Annotated in this window: 19 protein-coding genes; 8 read left to right on the top strand and 11 right to left on the bottom strand. The window is 73.3% G+C overall.

The annotated features are described in order from the left end of the window. Positions 1 to 139 precede the first annotated feature (139 nt). On the top strand, positions 140 to 913 hold the full coding sequence (locus AMK13_RS12160; RefSeq protein ID WP_079272068.1) for a nucleotidyltransferase family protein: 774 nt from the start codon (positions 140 to 142) through the stop codon (positions 911 to 913). Positions 914 to 991: 78 nt separating this feature from the next. Here AMK13_RS12160 and AMK13_RS12155 read toward each other — a convergent pair whose 3' ends face one another. The 5 genes from AMK13_RS12155 to AMK13_RS12135 form a co-directional block, all read right to left on the bottom strand. Beyond that, entirely contained in the window at positions 992 to 1,306 is a 315-nt protein-coding gene (locus AMK13_RS12155; protein ID WP_074002228.1) for a hypothetical protein, read from the bottom strand. Positions 1,307 to 1,349: 43 nt separating this feature from the next. Then, positions 1,350 to 2,015 (bottom strand): SMI1/KNR4 family protein, encoded by a 666-nt coding sequence (locus tag AMK13_RS12150; protein ID WP_074002227.1) that lies wholly within the window; start codon positions 2,013 to 2,015, stop codon positions 1,350 to 1,352. Positions 2,016 to 2,057: 42 nt separating this feature from the next. Beyond that, positions 2,058 to 2,831, bottom strand: coding sequence for a maleylpyruvate isomerase family mycothiol-dependent enzyme (locus AMK13_RS12145; protein WP_074002226.1), 774 nt, complete (start codon positions 2,829 to 2,831; stop codon positions 2,058 to 2,060). 162 nt (positions 2,832 to 2,993) lie between these two features. After that, the gene (locus AMK13_RS12140) at positions 2,994 to 3,197 is read right to left on the bottom strand and encodes a hypothetical protein (RefSeq protein WP_049651392.1); all 204 of its coding nucleotides are present in this window, start codon (positions 3,195 to 3,197) and stop codon (positions 2,994 to 2,996) included. A gap of 231 nt (positions 3,198 to 3,428) precedes the next feature. Next, positions 3,429 to 3,905, bottom strand: a complete 477-nt coding sequence (locus AMK13_RS12135) for an ATP-binding protein (RefSeq protein WP_107418725.1) — start codon at positions 3,903 to 3,905, stop codon at positions 3,429 to 3,431. A 122-nt stretch (positions 3,906 to 4,027) separates the two neighbouring features. Here AMK13_RS12135 and AMK13_RS12130 point away from each other — a divergent pair, with 122 nt between their 5' ends. Both AMK13_RS12130 and AMK13_RS12125 read left to right on the top strand, forming a co-directional pair. Then, complete coding sequence (locus tag AMK13_RS12130; RefSeq protein ID WP_074002224.1) at positions 4,028 to 4,897, top strand: helix-turn-helix domain-containing protein; 870 nt, start codon at positions 4,028 to 4,030, stop codon at positions 4,895 to 4,897. After that, positions 4,894 to 5,085 (top strand): DUF397 domain-containing protein, encoded by a 192-nt coding sequence (locus tag AMK13_RS12125; protein ID WP_074002223.1) that lies wholly within the window; start codon positions 4,894 to 4,896, stop codon positions 5,083 to 5,085. The genes AMK13_RS12130 and AMK13_RS12125 overlap by 4 nt, the downstream gene beginning before the upstream one ends. A gap of 167 nt (positions 5,086 to 5,252) precedes the next feature. Here AMK13_RS12125 and AMK13_RS12120 read toward each other — a convergent pair whose 3' ends face one another. Continuing rightward, the gene (locus AMK13_RS12120; RefSeq protein ID WP_074002222.1) at positions 5,253 to 5,909 is read right to left on the bottom strand and encodes a class I SAM-dependent methyltransferase; all 657 of its coding nucleotides are present in this window, start codon (positions 5,907 to 5,909) and stop codon (positions 5,253 to 5,255) included. Continuing rightward, positions 5,906 to 6,490 (bottom strand): peptide deformylase, encoded by a 585-nt coding sequence (def, locus tag AMK13_RS12115; RefSeq protein ID WP_074002221.1) that lies wholly within the window; start codon positions 6,488 to 6,490, stop codon positions 5,906 to 5,908. Before def ends, AMK13_RS12120 begins: the two co-directional genes overlap by 4 nt. 65 nt (positions 6,491 to 6,555) lie before the next feature. Here def and AMK13_RS12110 point away from each other — a divergent pair, with 65 nt between their 5' ends. Further along, the gene (locus AMK13_RS12110) at positions 6,556 to 7,080 is read left to right on the top strand and encodes an ArsR/SmtB family transcription factor (protein WP_338016274.1); all 525 of its coding nucleotides are present in this window, start codon (positions 6,556 to 6,558) and stop codon (positions 7,078 to 7,080) included. Between the two features lie 20 nt (positions 7,081 to 7,100). On the opposite strand, the gene AMK13_RS12105 is transcribed toward AMK13_RS12110, so the two are convergent. Continuing rightward, on the bottom strand, positions 7,101 to 7,631 hold the full coding sequence (locus tag AMK13_RS12105) for a hypothetical protein (RefSeq protein WP_049651385.1): 531 nt from the start codon (positions 7,629 to 7,631) through the stop codon (positions 7,101 to 7,103). Positions 7,632 to 7,850: 219 nt separating this feature from the next. Between AMK13_RS12105 and AMK13_RS12100 the strand changes: the two genes are divergently transcribed. Next, positions 7,851 to 8,453, top strand: a complete 603-nt coding sequence (locus AMK13_RS12100; protein ID WP_241852848.1) for a GrpB family protein — start codon at positions 7,851 to 7,853, stop codon at positions 8,451 to 8,453. Positions 8,454 to 8,457: 4 nt separating this feature from the next. Here the strand turns inward: AMK13_RS12100 and hemC are convergent, their stop codons facing one another. The 3 genes from hemC to AMK13_RS12085 form a co-directional block, all read right to left on the bottom strand. After that, on the bottom strand, positions 8,458 to 9,393 hold the full coding sequence (hemC, locus tag AMK13_RS12095) for a hydroxymethylbilane synthase (RefSeq protein WP_049651384.1): 936 nt from the start codon (positions 9,391 to 9,393) through the stop codon (positions 8,458 to 8,460). A gap of 127 nt (positions 9,394 to 9,520) precedes the next feature. Further along, positions 9,521 to 11,830 (bottom strand): ABC transporter permease, encoded by a 2,310-nt coding sequence (locus AMK13_RS12090; RefSeq protein WP_079272067.1) that lies wholly within the window; start codon positions 11,828 to 11,830, stop codon positions 9,521 to 9,523. Beyond that, positions 11,827 to 12,552 (bottom strand): ABC transporter ATP-binding protein, encoded by a 726-nt coding sequence (locus tag AMK13_RS12085; protein WP_049651382.1) that lies wholly within the window; start codon positions 12,550 to 12,552, stop codon positions 11,827 to 11,829. Before AMK13_RS12085 ends, AMK13_RS12090 begins: the two co-directional genes overlap by 4 nt. A 117-nt stretch (positions 12,553 to 12,669) precedes the next feature. On the opposite strand from AMK13_RS12085, the gene AMK13_RS12080 reads away from it, so the two are divergent. From AMK13_RS12080 to AMK13_RS12070, 3 genes are all read left to right on the top strand, one after another. Beyond that, a complete protein-coding gene (locus AMK13_RS12080; RefSeq protein WP_241852847.1) occupies positions 12,670 to 13,542 on the top strand; it encodes a sensor histidine kinase in 873 nt (290 codons plus the stop codon). A gap of 11 nt (positions 13,543 to 13,553) precedes the next feature. Then, positions 13,554 to 14,252, top strand: a complete 699-nt coding sequence (locus AMK13_RS12075; protein ID WP_074002577.1) for a response regulator — start codon at positions 13,554 to 13,556, stop codon at positions 14,250 to 14,252. A 189-nt stretch (positions 14,253 to 14,441) separates the two neighbouring features. Then, positions 14,442 to 15,650: a cytochrome P450 gene (locus AMK13_RS12070; protein WP_079272132.1), complete on the top strand. Its 1,209-nt coding sequence runs from the start codon at positions 14,442 to 14,444 to the stop codon at positions 15,648 to 15,650. Positions 15,651 to 15,694: the final 44 nt, after the last annotated feature.

The following is a 15,694-nucleotide window of genomic DNA, read 5'->3' as shown; positions in this document are numbered from 1 at the left end:
CATCGGCGTGACTTCACGGCGATCGGATCGGTTGCCTCTCCAGCGGCGCGTCGGGGCCACCCTCGTCGCATTCGTACGCTCCGTCCGCACCGCGCGGCCGGGGCTCCGAAGCCGTGCCGTCGCTCCCGGGAGGTCGGGAATGCCATCGCCGGACACGTGCTTCCCGATCCGCCAGGCTGTGATCCTCGCGGGCGGACGCGGCAGACGGCTCGCCCCGCACACGGACCTGCGCCCCAAGGCGATGGTCGAGGTCGACGGCGCACCGCTGCTGCGCCACCAGCTCGACCGGTTCGCCGACGCGGGCGTGGAGACGGTGGTCGTCTCGGCGGGCTACCGCTCGCAGGTGATCACCGACTACGTCCGCACGGCGCCCCTGCCCGTCCGCACCACCGTGGTCGTGGAGTCCACTCCGCTGGGCCGGGGCGGCGGGCTGAAGCTCGCCGCCCGCGCGCTACCGGCGCCGCGGGACCCGTGGTTCGCCGTCTACGGCGACATCTGGGCCGACTTCCCGCTCACCCCGCTGGGCGCCCACCACCTGCGGTGCGGGGCGCTGGCCACGGTCGCCCTCGTCCCGCCCCGGCTGCCCCGGGGCACGGTCCGCTGCGACGCCCTGGGCCGGGTCGCCGAGCTCGCCGCGCCGCCGCCGCCCGCCTGCACGGTCAACGGCGGCGTGTACGCCTTCGCGCCCGGGGTCGTCCCCCTGCTGCCGGACCGGGGGGACCACGCGACCACGACCCTGCCGCACCTGGTGCGGCTGCGGCAGCTGGCGGGGTACCGCGCCGAGGGCTACTGGTGCGCGGTCAACACCCCGGCGGACCTGCGAGAGCTACGGGAGCGCGTGGCACCGACCGCGCCACCCGGAAACGGACCCGGCCCCAGCGGTGCGACCGGGGACCGACACCCGCCGGCCTGAGACCTCCCCGGTCCACGATCGTCCTCAGCACGAGCGACGCAGCGCTCCGCGGCCGGGGAGTGGCGCCGGGGCGGTGGCTCAGGAGAGCCGTCTCCCGGGGTACGGAGGCAGGGCGGGGCCCGGCAGCCGGACCTGACGCGAGTACACCGGCGGGGTGCCCTCCGTGGGAGCGGGCTCCGTGAAGCACTCCAGGAGCAGCTCGCCGCGCAGGTCGTCGAGCTCGTCGGGCGCCTCCTCCAGCAGGGCGTCCGCCCATACCTCCAGGGGCACGTTCCTCAGCGCGTCGTTCGGAACCCGGTTGACCGGCCCGGGCCCCAGCACCGCGAACTCCGGCTCGCCGTCCGCACGGAACCGCAGCCGCCACCAGTACGGCTGCCAGTAAGGGCGCTTCACCGGGAACCGCCTCCCGTCCGCGGTGCGCGTGCGTGCGGCGCCCTCACGTCCTGACCCAGGGCATCTCCGTCGACCCGGGCGCCGTGAGGAATCCGTCGATCCCCCACTCGGCGCCCCAGTTCCTGCCCGCCCAGTCCCCCTTCGGCGACCAGAGGGGCCGGGCCGGCTGCGGCCCCCACACGGCAGGGTCCGCGCGCACCAGCAACTCGTCCTCCGCCGCGTAGCCGCCGGTCAGCACGGTGACCAGGAACTCCGCGAAACCACCGTCGAAGTGGTCGAGCCGGTCCTCGTAGAACACCGCCACCGGCCACTGCTCGGGGTCCGGACCGGTGGTCAGCCAGCAGCACTGGTTGTGGTTGCTGTTCCAGCCCCAGGGCAGCAGGCCGCCCGGGTCCGGGAACACCGGGGTGGGGCCCGGCAGCTCCCACCACACCTCTTCGCCTTCGAGCTGATCGCGGAGATCGGTGTCGGTCCTGAAGCGCCATCCCGCCAGACCGGTCGGCTCGCCGGCGTAGACCGGCGTCTCCGTCGGCGTGTACACACCCCACTCGCCGTTCAGGTTCACCCCGCCGTACAGGTCGATGAACGCCCGGTAGTCCAAGGGCAGTTGGACCCCCAGCTCGGCAGGCGCCGACTCCCACGGAACCCGCGCCGGGGCGTACACCGGTTCCCCCATGATCGCCCGCAGTCGGTCCCACGCCTCGGCCATCGCCCGCCCTCTCGCCGATTGCCGGCCCACCGGATGCCGCCTCTACGCGGTCGGGTCCCACTCCGCGAGCTGCTCCATCGGCTCGGTGGTGCCGGAGTTGTCCAGGCTGTCGAGCGGGATGCGGTCGTAGAAGTAGAGGACCAGGTCGCTCGCCGCCCCGCGCATCACCATGTCGCCCGGCTCCGCGTCGGCGGCGAGGCCGTCGCAGCGGACGCCGGAGGCGTCGAGGGTCAGGCGCCAGGAGCGGCCCTCGGCCGCGTGCAGGTCGATGGTCGCCGGCTTGAACGGCCAGGGGACGGTCGTCGCCGAGACGGTCGTCAGGAACTCGTCGACGCCCTCGACCGCGACGTCCGCCGGCAGCGGCTGTGCGGCGCCCAGGATGAGCTGGACGTCGTAGGTGTGGACGGCGATCTCCTGGATCTGGTGCCGGGCCAGGGCTCCGCTGGTCTCCGGGGCCTGCGAGCGGCCCCACCAGGTCCAGCAGCCGCGGTCCGGGCCGGCCTCGCGCAGAGCGTCGAGCATGAGCCCGGTCGACTCGGCGAGCCAGGCGTCCAGGGCTTCGCGGTCACGGGGCGCGGTCGGGGCGCCCTTCGGGGACGTCTTCGCCGGGGGCTCGGCGCCCGGGCCCGCCGCGACGATGGCGGCCTGGCGGCGGCGGCCGTCGCCGAGGTGCTGCGCCAGTTCACGCAGCGTCCAGTCCGGGCAGGTCGGGACCTGGACGTCGAGGTCGGGGGCGGCCGCAATCGCGGCGCGGAAAGCGGCCGACCGGTCCTCGATCAGCCTCAGGACCTCGGGAAACTCCACTATGTTCTGCACGCCGGATTGTGTATCACGGCACTCCGGCCACCGGACAGCGAATTTGTCGGCATGGTCCCCGCGGTGGACCGGAGCACGGGGGCGCCGACGTCACCGACACGCCGGGCGACAGTGGTCTGCGGGTCGCGGCCCCCGGCCGAGGCCGGGGGCCGCGGGAGGCGGTCAGCCCGCCATACAGGCGGCCCACTGGCCGCGAGCGAAGGACGCGCCGCCGGACCAGTAGTTGACGTTCCACGCCGCGGTGCACTGCTCCCTCTTCGACAGCTGCCGCGGGTAGGCGTTCGCCTGGGTCCCGGTGGCCAGGACGAGCACCGGGGCCAGCACGGCGGCAACGGCCGAGGCGGCGACAAGTCGGCGGATCTTCATGGGTGTGGATCCCTCTTTCGAGACGGCCGGACGCTCCGACGGAGCCCGGCCGGAGTGGTCGGCTCCGTGCGCCACATCCTGGCAATGCCCCTCGACCTGGGGGTATCCCACAAACCTGGGATGTCCCCGGACCGGCGGTGGGCGTCGGCGAGGAAGCGACAGGAGTGGGAAGTCGGAGGGGTCGACTTCCCACTCCTGTTGGTTCAGTGGGGTGTTGGGCTATCGCGGGATTCAGGGGGCATCGGGGACATCGGGCGCGGCGGGCGCGACGAGGTCGAGTTCGGCCCAGACGGTCTTGGAGTTGGGGTGGCGGGGGATGGTGCCCCAGCGGTGGCTGAGGGCGTCGATGAGGGTGAGGCCGCGTCCGGTCTGGGCACTGGGGGTGTGGACGGTGGGGAGGACGGGGAGTCTGTCACCCCGGGGGTCGCTGATCTCGATGCGAAGGGTGGTGCCCCGGCGCACGGAGGTGGTGAGGGAGAGGTGAAGCTCGAACCCGCGCCCCGGAACGCGTCCGTGCGTGATCGCGTTGGCGGCCAGCTCCGTGACGATCAGCAGCGCGCAGTGGAACGGCTCGGTGTGCGTGGAGTCCAGCCCCCAGTGGGTGAGTTGACGCCTCGCCAGGCGCCGGCAGACGGCGGCGCCCTTGGGGGTGGCGGCGAAGAGGGCGGTACGGGACCGGGGGTTTTCGAGGGGGGTTTCGGTCGTCATGGGAGTCAAGCGTGGTCGGGCGGACGTACGCTGGCCAGCAGCCCGGCGGACACAGAGAGTATCTGTACGGGTGCACATAGTTGGCCTGCCGGTCGACCCAAGATCGAAAGAGATGGACTGCGATGAGCCTTGAGGGAACCGTCTTCGAGGACGGCGAGACGGCGGAGGGCTTCGACGGCGTCGCGGAGTTCTACAGCGCGGTCGGGAAGATGATCAAACTCCTCCGCGAGCGGGCGGGAATCACGCAGAAGCAGCTGGCCAAGACCACCGGCTACAGCGAAGACCACGTCGGGGCCGTGGAGCGGGGCGTGCGGACCCCGAGGATCGAGTACCTGACGGTGGTGGACGACGCCCTTGACGCGGGCGGGCTGCTCAAGGTCGTCGCGGACGACGTGATGAAGGCGAAGGTGCGCGTGTCCGAGAGGCACCCCGCCTACAACAAGGCCTTCACCCAGGAAGAGTGGAAGGCGATCGAGATCCACGAGTACAGCAGCCTCCACATTCCTGGACTTCTCCAAACGGAGGCCCATGCACGAGCACTGTTCGACATGCGCAGGCCGTGGCTCTCCGTGGAGCAGGTCGACCAGTGGGTTGCCGCGAGGTTGGAGCGGCAGCAGATCCTCACTCGCTGGCCCTTGCCGGTCATGAGTTGGGTGATCGACGAAAGCGCCCTGCGTCGTCCGCTGGGCGGCTGGGACGTTCACCGGGAGCAGTTGCGCCACCTGCTCAAAGTCGCCGAGATCCGGGGTCTGGAGTTGCAGGTCATGCCGCTCGACAGGACCGAGAACGCCGGCATGGGGGGTTCGTTCGTCCTCCTCACTCCGAGCGGACGACCGCAGATCGCGTACGTCGAGGTCCAGCACGTCAACAGGCTGATCACAGCCCCTGAAGAAGTCCGTAGGATGGCTGCACGGTACGGCACCCTCAGGGGGCAGGCGCTCACCATGAGGGAGTCCTTGGCCTTGATCGAAATGATCCTTGGAGAGCGATGAGCATGTCCGAGCTGGCATGGTTCAAGAGCAGTTACAGCAGCAACGAAGGTGCCGCATGCGTCGAGGTCGCCGGGACGACCACCGCCGTCCACGTGCGTGACTCCAAGGACAAGAGCGGCCCCCAGCTGGCCTTCTCCCCCGCCGCCTGGGAGATGTTCGTGAAGTTCGCCGCCACCACCGAGGTCTGACCGACCAGAGCTCCCCCAAACGGCCCACCGCCTTCCCGGCGGCGGGCCGTTGGCGCATCTGCGGCCTCCTGCCCCCACCCGACAGATCCACTCTGTACGGGTCCAATCCGGCGTGTGTCAGCCTCCGACGCTCTCCCTGGTCCGGCGGGTCGCGCCGATGTCCGGGCTCAGCGGCGGCCGGGCGCCTGGGCCAGCAGGCAGGCGTGGGACCGGTTCTCCCGCTGCGGGTTCGGCTGTTCCGTCCGCGCCGTGACGGTGAAGCCGGCCCGTTCGAGGAGTTCGGCGAGGTGCCCGGCCGGGACGAGGTGCGAGGCGTACGACACCGGGTGGCCGTACGCCTGGGTCGGGCGCAGCAGTTGGGCCTCGCCGACGTGGCCGCCGAGGAGGAGGTGGCCGCCGGGTGCGAGGACGCGGGCGAACTCGGTGAAGAGGCCGGGCAGTTGCGAGGCCGGGGTGTGGTGGACGGAGTACCAGGCGAGGATGCCGCCGAGGGCACCGTCGGGGAGGTCGAGGGCGTCCATCGAGCCGTGCAGGAAGCGCAGTCGGGGGTAGGCCCGGCGGGCGAGCGCGACCATCTCGCCCGACACGTCCACCCCGAAGGCCCGCAGCCCCAGGCCGGACAGGTACGCCGTCACCCGCCCGGGGCCGCAGCCGAGGTCCGCGACCTCGCCGCCGCCCGACTCCCGTACCAGCTCCGCGAAGGCGGCGAGCACGGCGCGGGACACCGGGTCCATGCCCTCCGGCGGGACGACGAGGCGGAGGTAGTCGGCGGCGACGGCGTCGTACGAGGCGCGGACGGCGGCGAGGTGCGCGGGTTCGGTCACCGCGCCATCTTGGCAGCCCTGGCGGCGCGTTCGGCGAAGACCTTCTCCCGACGGTCGGCGGTCTGCTTCAGCATGCGCTTGCGGTCGCGGGCGGAGAGGCGGTCGATGTAGAGGCCGCCGTTCAGGTGGTCGGTCTCGTGCTGGAGGCAGCGGGCGAAGTAGCCGGTGCCCTCGATCACGACGGGGTCGCCGTGCTGGTCGACGCCGCGCACCACGGTGCGGGCGGGGCGGGCGAGTTTGGTGTTCGCGCCGGGGACGGAGAGGCAGCCCTCGGTCTCCTCGATCAGTGCGCGGCCGGGCTCCTGCTCGTCGACCACCGGGTTGAGCACGTGGCCGGTGTGCCGGACGCCGTCGTCGTCGGGGCAGTCGTAGACGAACAGGCGCAGGTCGACGTCCACCTGGTTGGCGGCGAGGCCGCAGCCGTCGGCGACGTGCATGGTGGCGAACATGTCGTCGATGAGCCGGGCCAGGCGCTCGCTGCCGAAATCCTCCTCGGTGGCGGTCCGGCAGGTGCGGCTCAGGATCTCCTCCCCCACCTCGGTGATCCGCAGGACGGTCGGCCGTTCGCGCAGCTCGGACACGGGAGGGCACTCCTTCGAGAGACGGTACTTGCGGTCTGACTTTGCAAAGTAGCAGACTTTGCAAAGTGACCGAAGACCTCGTCAGAACCGGCCCCCTCCCCGAGCACGCCGTCCGCACCGCGCTGCTGGACCTGCTCGCCGAGCGCGAGCACGGCACCGTCACCTCCACCGAGGCCGCCGCCCGGCTCGGCCTCAGCTCCGGCCTCTGCTCGTTCCACCTGCGGCAGTTGGCCCGGTACGGGCTGATCGAGGAGGCCCCGGCCACCGACGGGCGGGCCCGGCCCTGGCGGCTGCCGACGACCCAACCGGACGCCGTGGAAGGCGGGTTCGGAGAGCTGGCGCGCGGCCTGGAGGACGAGAGCTACCAGCACTGGCTCGCCCGGCGCGCCGAGGCCCCGGCCGAGTGGCGGCAGGACGAGGCCTTCAGCGCCGTCGTCTACCTGACGCCCGAGGAACTGGCCGCCGTCGGCGAGGAGGTCCGCCGGACGCTGGCCCGCTACCGGGGCCGCGAGACCGACCCGGCCGCCCGCCCCGCCGGGGCCCGCCCGGTCGCCGCCGTCACCCGGCTCTTCCCGCTCCTCGACCAGTAGACCGCCGGATGGACAGGCCGTCAGACGGCCCGCGAACGCGCCCGCACCGCCCGTACCAGCGGCCCGGCCGCCAACCCCGCCGCCGCTCCGAAGGCGACCCCCTGCACCCCGTCCCAGACGTCCTGCACGTCGCAGGCCCGCCCGATCGCCGGCAGCGCGTAGTGCACCGCCGACACCGCGAACGGCAGCACCGCCGCACCCAGCAGCGCCGCCGCCCGCCGCCGGGGGCCCGCCAGCGCCGCCGCGAAACCGACCGGGGCGTAGGTCGCCAGCTTGAGCTCGATGTGCCGGACGTGCAGCAGCTCGTACGGCGACCGCGGCCGGCCGCCCGCCACGGCGCAGTGCCGGACGGCGCCCTCCGAGAGCCGGAACGCCTCCGGCAGCAGGGTCGCCACGACCACCCCGCCGAGCCCGAGCAGCAGGACGAAGCCCACCACCCAGTGGGCCCGCAGCAACCGCCCCACCGGCCGGTTCAACAGGGCCGCGGGCACCAGCGAGAGCAGCAACCCGGGCCAGAACATCGGCATCCCGCCGAGCACCGCACTGATCACGCCTCAAACGGACGCCCCGCGCACCCGGCCGGTTCTCACCCGGAAGAGAAAAACCTCCGGAGCGTCACCATCCGCTCACCGCACGGACCGTCAGGCGACCGCGCGGAAGCCGACGCGGCCCCGACCCGACGGCCGCGCGAAGGCCGACGCGTCCTGGTCTACTGGGTCGGTCCCCGACGAGAACCCCCTTGACCAGCACCCGAGGAACAGGAGCCGGCCGTGCCCGAGCAGGAGATCCCGCGCGTCCCCATGACCACCGAGGAGATCGAGGCGGCCAACCTGGGTGCGCCCACCAGGCCCGACGGCCGGATCGTCCTGCGCGACCACGACCCGCGGTGGCCCGCGGCCTACCAGCGGGAGGCCGCGGGCATGGCGGAGTCCCTGGCCCACCTCGACCACCGGATCGAGCACGTCGGCTCCACCTCCGTGCCCGACCTCCCCGCCAAACCGGTCGTCGACATGCTGCTGATCGTGCCCGACTCCGCCGACGAGGCGGCCTACGTGCCCGCCCTCGAAGCCCTGGGCTACCGGCTCGCCGTCCGCGAACCCGACTGGTACGAGCACCGCGTCCTGCGCCGGTACGCCATCGACCCCAGCGCCGACTACGCCAACCTGCACGTGCTGTCCGCCGGATGCCCCGAGATCGGGCGGATGCTGCGCTTCCGCGACCGGCTGCGCCGCCACCGCGGCGACCGCGAGCTGTACGCCGACGCCAAGCGGGCCCTGGCCGAGCAGTCCTGGGAGTACCTGCAGAACTACGCCGACGCCAAGACCGAGGTGATCGCCGGCATCATCGAACGGGCCGCGGCCGAAGCGGAATAGCCGCTCAGTGCGGGATCGAGGAGATCAGCTCCTGCGCGCCCTGCCGCTTGAGCGCCAGCGCCACCGACGTCCCGAGGTCCTCCGGGCTGAGCGCGCCCGCCCACTCGTGCGCGTCCAGCACCTGCTTGCCGTCCGGGGTGAAGACCCGGCCGCGCAGCGAGAGGCGGCCGTCCCGCTCGGCCCTGGCGTACCCGGCGATCGGGCTGTTGCAGTGGCCCTGGAGCGCGTGCAGGAACATCCGCTCGGCCGCCGCCTCGCGCCAGGTGTCGTGGTGGCCGAGGCCGGTGACCGCCTCGATGGTCGCGGTGTCGCCCTCGCGGCACTGCAGGACGAGGATGCCGGCGCCGATCGGCGGGCACATCGCCTCGATGCCGAGCACCTCGGTGATCCGCGCCTGCTCGCCGATCCGCTCCAGGCCGGAGAGGGCGAGCAGCAGCGCGTCGACGTCCCCGGCGTCCAGCTTGGCGAGCCGGCTGTTGGCGTTGCCGCGGATCGGGAGGCACTCCAGGTGCGGGTGGGAGGCGGCGAGTTGGGCGACCCGGCGGACGGAGGAGGTGCCGATCCGGGTGCCGGGCGGGAGGGCGGCCAGCGGCAGGCCGCCGGGGTGGACGAGGGCGTCGCGGATGTCGTCGCGGCGCAGGTAGGCGGCGAAGACGGTGCCCGCCGGCAGCGGTCGGTCGGCGGGCACGTCCTTGAGGCAGTGGACGGCGACGTCGGCCTCCCCGGCGAGCAGCGCGGCGTCGACCTCCTTGGTGAAGGCGCCCTTGCCGCCGAGGGCGGCGAGATCACCCGTCCAGCGGTCGCCCGAGGTGGTGACGGGCACCACCTCGGTGCGCAGCCCCGGGTGCAGGGCGGCGAGTTCGGTGCGGACCCGCTCGACCTGGGCCAGTGCCATGGGCGAGGAGCGGGAGACGATGCGGATCAGCTCAGCGGTGGCCATGGCGCAGATGATAGGCGTCCTCACGGCACGGACTGAGCATGCGTCAGTTCCGTGACGGGAACGCGGCGGACCCGCGCACGGCGGAGGGCCGGTCGGATGATCCGACCGGCCGTCCCCCACTCCGGACTCACTCGTTGTGCAGTACCTCGGCGATCGGCAGCCGGGCGGCCGAACGGGCCGGGACGAGCGCGCCGAGGACGGCGATGGCGACGCCCGCGACGCCGACGCCGGTGAGCAGCGGGGCGCTCCAGACGTCCATCGTCCACTCCGGGAAGAGGATGCTCCCGACGTTCTCGATGAGCAGCCGGTGCGCCAGGATGCCGGCCGGGACGCCGATGAGCGCACTGACCACGCCCTGCCAGGCCACCGAGGTGATCGTCATCGTCACCACCTGGCGGGGTGTCATGCCGATCGACTTGAGCATGCCGAGGTCCCGGCGGCGCTCGCGGATGGTGAGCAGCAGGGTGTTGAAGACGCCCAGCGCGGCGACCACCGACAGCAGGACGGTGAAGATCGTGGCGAAGCTGATCACCGCGACGATCGGGCCGGACGGGTCGGGCGCGAACACCTGGGCCGAGAGGCTCGGGTCGGCGGCCGTCACGGCCCGCTGGTACGCCTGGGCGTCGGCGCCCTCGGCGAGGCTGATGTCGTACTCGACCGCGTGCGGGTCGTCGGTGAGCGCGGCCCGGGTGAGGTCGTTGGACGTGAAGGCCCGGGCGTTGCCCTGGACCACCTCGCCGACGACGGTGACGGTCAGCCGGCGGCCGTCGAGGTCGAGGGTGAGCCGGTCGCCGAGCCTGAGTCCGTGCTCCCGGAGGAAGGAGGGCCCGGCCTCGATCTCGTTCGGCCCGGTCGCCGCGCGGCCCCTGACCACCTCGCGCTGCAGCTGCTCCGTGATCCCGTCGCCGCTGAGGAAGTCGGCGAAGACCGGCTGGGTGAAGCCGACCAGCCCGACCTTGACCAGCCCGCGGACGTGGACCTGGTCGGCGCCGGGTGTGGTCCGCAGCATCGTCTCGGTCTGGGCGGGAGTGAGCCGGGGCTCGGTCTTGTTGCCCGCGAAGTGGGCGGTCTGCACCCTGACGTGGGTGTGGCCGTCGTTGTGGCCCACCAGCCTGGTCAGGGTGGTGCCCAGTCCCGACGTCACGGTCACGGTGAGCACGCCGAGCACGATCGCCGACATGGTGAGCGCGGTGCGGCCGGGGCGGGCGAAGGGCTGGCCGAGACCGAGGCTGACGGCGCGCGGCAGGCGGGTGCCGCTCAGCAGGCGCTGGACCTTCAGTCCGCGCCCGGCGCGCGGTGCGCTGCCGGCCGAGATGGCCTGGGCGGCGGACAGCCGGTGGGCGCGCGAGGCGGGGAGGAGGGCGGCGAGGACCACCAGCAGCGGGACGCTGACCAGGGTGGCGGCGGGCAGCCAGCCGGCCGGTTCGATCACGGCGGTGCCGGTGGTGATCCCGGAGAAGGCGGACTGGAGGATCGGGTGGGCCGCCACCCAGCCGGCCGCGGTGCCGAGGACGGTGCCGGCGACGGCGGGTACCGAGACCATGGTCAGGTAGACGGTGACCACCTGGCGCGGGGTGAAGCCGATCGCCTTCAGCACGCCGATGTGCCGGTAGCCGGAGACGACCGCGCCGCTCACCACGTTGCCGACGATCAGCGCCGCGACGACCAGGCCGAGCACGCCGAAGACCGTCATCAGCGGCAGGTAGGCGTCGGCGCCCGCGGAGAAGGCGTCCTTGAGCACCAGGTAGGACTGGACGTTGGTGAGCGCGTCCTTCGGCAGGCCCTCGGTGGCGGTGGCCAGGGCGGAGGTGAGCCGCTGTTCGTCGGAGGCGTCGGAGAACCGGTAGAGCATCTGCCGGGCGCTGGGGTGCAGGTCGGCGGCCTGTTCGGGGGTGACCCAGCCGCCCGCGCTCTGGCTCATGCTGGTGGCGTAGCCGACGATGGTCAGCGTCCGGCCGCCGCTGAGGGGCAGCGGGTAGTCCAGGTTGGCGGGCGAGTAGCCGCCGAACGGCTCGTTGATGACGACCTCGCCGGGCTTGCTCGCCCAGCGGCCGCCCAGCAGTTGCACCCGGTCCACCGGGCCGGCCGGGTCGGAGCGGCCGACCAGGGTGAGCGCTCCGGGCGGGCTGCCGACCCAGTCGGTGGGGATCTCCACCACGGCCTGGTCGAACGGCCCGGCGGCGGCCTCGACGCCGGGCCGGTGGGCGGTGGCGGCCAGTTGTTCCGGCGTGGCCCCGGCCGGGTCGAAGGTCGCGACGACGTGGGCGCCGCGCTGCTGGGAGAAGGCGTCGTCGAAGGGGGCCCGGGCGGCGCTGATCACCGCGAGGGCGAGCAGCACGGTCGTGGTGGAGCAGAAGACGACCAGGCCGATCACGATGGTCTGCACCCGGCGGCGCTTCACGGCCGCCCGGGAGGCACGCCAGACGGCGCCGGTCATGCGGACGCCTCCAGCATCCGGTCGCCGGCCACCCGGCCGTCCGCGACCTCGACCAGCCGGCTGGCGCAGCGGGTGGCCAGGGCGGGGTCGTGGGTGACGATCAGCAGGGTCTGGCCGATCTGGTTGAGGTCGATCAGGAGGTCCATCACCTGCTCTCCGGAGCGGCTGTCCAGGGCGCCGGTGGGCTCGTCGGCGAGCAGCAGGGCCGGGCGGTTCATCAGGGCGCGGGCCACCGCGACGCGCTGGCGCTCGCCGCCGCTGAGCGTGGCCGGGTAGACGTCCTTGCGGTGCGCGACGCCGAGTTCGTCCAGCAGCTCCAGCGCCCGGCGGCGGGCCTGGCGGGCGCCGGTGCCGGTCAGCTGGGCGGCCAGGGCGACGTTGTCGAGGGCCGGGAGGTCGTCGATCAGGTTGAAGAACTGGAAGATCATGCCGACGTGCCGGCGGCGGAACAGGGCCAGCCCGTTCTCGTTCAGCCGCCCGAGGTCCTGGCCCTGCACCCGGACGGTGCCGGCGGTGGGCCGGTCCAGTCCGGCCACCATGTTCAGCAGGGTGGACTTGCCGCACCCCGAGGGGCCCATCACGGCGACCGCCTCGCCGGCGCGGATCCGCAGGTCGACGCCGTCGAGCGCCTTGGCGTCGCCGAACTCCTTGTGCACCCCGGACAGCTCGACGACGACCTGCGCGTCGTCCGGCCGGGAGGTCCCGTCGTGGTCGTTGCTCATGGTGGACGACCGTAGGCGCGGGGCCGCCGCCGGCACGTCCCACCCCGGGTGTAACCGCGGCGGCCGTAGTACCCGGGATGTACGGGGGCGGCACCCCCGGATGATGTGGATCATGCGGTGACCTGGGAGGCTGTCGCCGTGTGGGGAACGGGGTGGGAGTGGGCGGCCGTCGCGACGGCCGCCGCGGCGGGCACGGCGGCCGGCTGGCTGGCGGTGGCGCTCGCCCGGGCGCGGCGGCTGCACCGGGCGGCCATCGGCGAGCGCGGCTGGCTGCTGGAACGGGAGCGGGAGAGCGCCGCCCGGACCGCCGTGGAGGCCGAACGGTCCCGGATCGCCGCCGAGTTGCACGACATCGTGAGCCACAACGTGAGCCTGATGGTGGTGCAGGCCGGGGCCGCGCGCGAGGTGCTGGCCACCATGCCCGCGGAGGCGGCGGCCGCGATGGCCGCGGTCGAGGCGGCCGGGCGGGACACGATGACCGAGCTGCGGCACCTGCTCGGCCTGCTGGCCCCCGCCGCGGACGGCAGCGAGGAGCCCGCGCCGGACGGCTTCGCGCCGCAGCCCAGCCTGAGCCGGCTGAGCCCGCTGATCGACCGGTTCGCCTTCGCCGGGCTGCCGGTCGAGGTGCGGGTCTCGGGCGAGCCGAGGCCGCTGCCGGGCGGGATCGACGTGACGGCGTACCGGATCATCCAGGAGGCGCTGACCAATGCGCTCAAGCACGGGGACGGGGTGACGGCGGAGGTGACGGTGCGCTACGCGGACCACTACCTGCGGGTGGAGGTGCTCAACAGCGGTCCGAGCGTGCTCTCCGGGGCGGCCGCCGCGTCAGGGGGACGGTCCGCACCGGACGGGCCGAGGCCGGACGGCGCCGGGCGCGGGCTGATCGGCCTGCGCGAGCGCGTCGCGGTGTACGGCGGGGACCTGGACGCCCGGCGCCGGCTCGGCGGCGGCTTCCGGGTCCGCGCCCGCATCCCGCTGGACCGGCCGTGACGGAGGAGAACGTGTCCCAGGACCAGGAGCGCCGCCCCCGGGTGGTGATCGCCGACGACCAGGAGCTGGTCCGCACCGGCTTCCGGATGATCCTCACCGCGCGCGGCATCGACGTGGTCGCCGAGGCCTCGGACGGCGCCGAGGCGGTGGCCGCCGTCGTCCTGCACCGCCCGGACGTGGCGCTGCTGGACATCCGGATGCCCGGCACGGACGGCCTGGAGGCCGCCCGGCGCATCCTGGCCCAGGTGCCCGGCTGCCGGGTGATCATGCTGACCACCTTCGACCTGGACCACTACGTCTACGCCGCGCTGTCCGCCGGGGCCAGCGGCTTCCTGCTCAAGGACGTCACCTCCGCCCACCTCGCCGCCGCCGTACGGCTGGTGGACACCGGGGACGCGCTGCTCGCCCCCTCGATCACCCGGCGCCTGGTCGAGCGGTTCGCGGCCGGCGCCCCGCGCCCGGCCCCGGGCGCCGACGGCCCGGCGCTGCACCGCGACCTCGCGCCGCTCACCCCGCGCGAGGCGGAGGTGCTGGCGCTGCTCGGGCGCGGGCTGTCCAACACCGAGCTGGCGCGCGAGCTGACGCTCAGCGAGTCGACGGTGAAGACCCACGTGGCCCGGATCTTCGCGAAGCTGAACCTGCGGGACCGGGCGCAGGCGGTGGTGCTCGCCTACGAGACCGGGCTGGTCGCGCCGGGCGGCGCCGACTGAACGTCAACTTCCCTTGATCTCATGCTGATTGGCATGAATATCAGCCCAATCTCACTCCTTGGAGTTAACTCTCTTCACCACGTTCTCCTTTTTGCCAGTTCATGGGGCACCATCTGCATGTCCACGCCCGAACGTGACCACCACCTCGGGCGCCACCCCCCGGCATGACGAGAACACTTGGACCGGCCCGTGACCACCACCGCCCCCGTGTGGGACTGCCCCTTCCACCACACCGACGGCCTGGAGTTCGACCCCCTCCTGAAGCGACTGCTCACCGAGGCCCCGGTCGCCAGGATCCGGCTGCCGCACGGCGAGGGCGAGGCCTGGCTGGCCACCCGCTACGAGGACGTCAAGGTGGTCACCAGCGACCGCCGGTTCAGCCGCGCCGCCGGCATCGGCCGCGACCTGCCCCGGATGACGCCCGCCCCGATCGCCCAGGCCGAGGCGATCAACCTGATGGACCCGCCCGCCCACAACCGGCTGCGCCGGCTCGTCGCCCAGGGCTTCACCAACCGCCAGGTCGAACGGATGCGCCCGGCCACCCAGCGGACCGTCGACGGCTACTTCGACGAGATGACAGAGCACGGCGCCCCCGCCGACCTGATGCACTTCCTGGCCGGCCGCCTCCCCCTCACCACCATCTGCGAACTGCTCGGCATCCCCGCCGCCGACCGCGCCGAACTGCGCGGCCACGCCGTGGCGATGATGCGGATGGGCCCCGGCAGCCGGGACGGCCAGGAGGCCGCCAAGAGCGCGCTGCGCGACTACTTCACCGGACTGACGGCCGAGCGCCGCGCCCACCCCGGCGAGGACCTGATCAGCGCCCTGGCCACCGCCCGCGACGGCGACGAACTGCTGGCCCCGGACGAGCTGACGGTCATGGCGATGGTCCTGCTGGTCACCGGCCACGACACCAGCACCTACCAGCTCGGCAACCTCGCCTACACCCTGCTCACCCACCCCGAGCAGCTCGCCAAACTGCGCGCCCGGCCCGAGACGCTGCCCCGCGCCCTGGAGGAGCTGCTGCGCTTCATCCCGTTCCGCCAGGGCGTCGGCATCGCCCGGGTCGCCACCGAGGACGTCGAGCTGGGCGGCGTGCTGATCCGGGCCGGCGAGGCCGTGCACGTCTCCTACCTGACCGCCAACCGGGACCCGGCGGCCTACGAGCGCCCCGACGAACTCGACCTCGACCGCGATGCCGGGCCCGTCAACATGACCTTCGGGTACGGCCAGCACCGCTGCCTCGGCTCGCACCTGGCCCTGATGGAGCTGCAGGTCGCCATCGGCACCCTGCTGCGCCGCTTCCCCGGCCTGCGGCTGGCCGTCGAGCCGTCCGAACTCGACTGGAACTCCGGCTCGATCTGGCGCTTCCCGCGCACCCTGCCGGTGGCCTGGTAGCCGACTCCCCGCCTGCCGCCGCCACCCGTCACCACCACCCGCCG

It is taken from the genome of Streptomyces sp. CB02056 (assembly GCF_001905545.1).
Lineage (GTDB): Bacteria > Actinomycetota > Actinomycetes > Streptomycetales > Streptomycetaceae > Kitasatospora.
Note: the sequence above shows the minus strand (reverse complement) of the source record. Positions and strands in the feature narration are given on the sequence as shown.

Excerpts from the sequence above, each read along its gene's own strand:
- AMK13_RS12160 (WP_079272068.1), top strand. The coding sequence starts at position 140 with ATGCCATCGCCGGACACGTGCTTCCCGATCCGCCAGGCTGTGATCCTC.
- AMK13_RS12150 (WP_074002227.1), bottom strand. The coding sequence starts at position 2,015 with ATGGCCGAGGCGTGGGACCGACTGCGGGCGATCATGGGGGAACCGGTG.
- AMK13_RS12140 (WP_049651392.1), bottom strand. The coding sequence starts at position 3,197 with ATGAAGATCCGCCGACTTGTCGCCGCCTCGGCCGTTGCCGCCGTGCTG.
- AMK13_RS12135 (WP_107418725.1), bottom strand. The coding sequence starts at position 3,905 with ATGACGACCGAAACCCCCCTCGAAAACCCCCGGTCCCGTACCGCCCTC.
- AMK13_RS12130 (WP_074002224.1), top strand. The coding sequence starts at position 4,028 with ATGAGCCTTGAGGGAACCGTCTTCGAGGACGGCGAGACGGCGGAGGGC.
- AMK13_RS12125 (WP_074002223.1), top strand. The coding sequence starts at position 4,894 with ATGAGCATGTCCGAGCTGGCATGGTTCAAGAGCAGTTACAGCAGCAAC.
- hemC (WP_049651384.1), bottom strand. The coding sequence starts at position 9,393 with ATGGCCACCGCTGAGCTGATCCGCATCGTCTCCCGCTCCTCGCCCATG.
- AMK13_RS12090 (WP_079272067.1), bottom strand. The coding sequence starts at position 11,830 with ATGACCGGCGCCGTCTGGCGTGCCTCCCGGGCGGCCGTGAAGCGCCGC.
- AMK13_RS12085 (WP_049651382.1), bottom strand. The coding sequence starts at position 12,552 with ATGAGCAACGACCACGACGGGACCTCCCGGCCGGACGACGCGCAGGTC.